Consider the following 1,550-nt stretch of genomic DNA (forward strand, 5'->3'; position numbering starts at 1 on the left):
GTCTGCCGCTCATTTGCGACTTCCTTATGTTAACATCTTCGTTAGTTAATGTCAACCAAGTTTTTCATTTTGTTTTGTCGCTTTCTGCGTTGTTGCTATCGGCGACTTGTTCTATATTACACCTCTATATGCTAATCGTCAACACCTTTTATTCAATTAATAATAAAAAAATTCCCAAAGGTATTTTCTATATTAATTTCAGTTATCCTATTTCTCTATTTCAATGAAAATAATAAAAAAGGACATCCCATTACATACAAGACGTCCTTTTAATTACACATTATATACATGCACTCTTTAAACTATCGTCCTACTCATTCCTTGAGGCGGGACTTTTCTGTCGGGAAATGATAAATAGATCAATTAATTTACTTTTATCCGCCCATACCACTCCAAATAAAACTAAGCCGCCGCCTATTACTATTCTCCACGTTAAAGATTCATTTAATAGAACAATTGAAGCAACAATACTTATTAGCGGCAATGCATTTAAATATAATCCACTTACTGATGCTGTAACTCTCTCTAGTGCTTTATTCCAACACCAATATGCTAAAATTGTCGCTCCAATAACAAGATACATTACACTAAATCCAGTCTTCCAGGTTTCAATCTTTGGGAAACCGTAATAAAAAGTTTCTACCATTGCAAATGGTAATAAAATAACCGATCCAATAATTAAAGTTAATGTTGTAAAAACCTTGTTTGATAGATACTGTTCCTGTTTCGGCTGTTTTAGCAAATAAGAAGGTGCTTAATAAAATAAGGATATCTCCTATTAAAGATACCTCTTGATCAGCATTGTTAGATGAAATTGTAATAAGAAGTACCCCTATAGCCCCCAATATAATACCGATCCAATAATTCGGCTGAATTTTCTCTTTCAAAAAAAACGCTGAAAAAAGAATTGTAACTAATGGCAATGCAGCATCAATGATACTAACATGTAATCCACTTGTTAAAGAAATCCCGTAGGATGTGAACATAAAATACCCAGCTACACCAGTAAAAGATAGCAAACTCATTCTTTTCCATGGAATATGTTTATGTACGATCGCTTTTTGAAGTTGGCCATATGAAAAAAGCATACAAATTCCACCCGCAAAGAAAAGACGAATAAATAACAAAGTAAATGGTTGAATAGATTCTAATGCCCATTTCGTTGGCGCAATTGCCGTCCCCCATAATATAACAGCCACTAATAACATGCATATTTCTTTCATAATCCCCCACACCCATCAAAAAATATATGTTAACTACCTTAATTATAGATTTTTTCTTAAGTAAAATCCTTTAAAACCACAAAAAGGTTATGTGAAAAATAGCCATCCAGCTCTTTTTCGCATAACCTTTTCATATTAGATCAAAAACATTATTGTTCACTCTACAACTAAATTAACATAAAAAGGTAATTCTTACCTTCAATTGATATTTAAACGTATTACTTTATAACCTTCTTATCATTTTAATATCCAAATTTCATTTTATACCGTTTCTATTTCATTATTTTTTCGTCTTTAACGTTATTAAACTTATGGATTTTAACATTT

1 pseudogene is annotated in these 1,550 nt (G+C 31.6%); it reads right to left on the reverse strand.

Annotated features, from left to right (window positions below):
• Positions 1-310: 310 nt before the first annotated feature.
• A pseudogene (locus JTF23_RS27330) lies at positions 311-1,223 on the reverse strand (DMT family transporter).
• Between the last annotated feature and the right edge of the window lie 327 nt (positions 1,224-1,550).

Origin of the sequence: Bacillus sp. RIT 809 (assembly GCF_016892495.1) — a bacterium.
GTDB lineage: Bacteria > Bacillota > Bacilli > Bacillales > Bacillaceae_G > Bacillus_A > Bacillus_A cereus_U.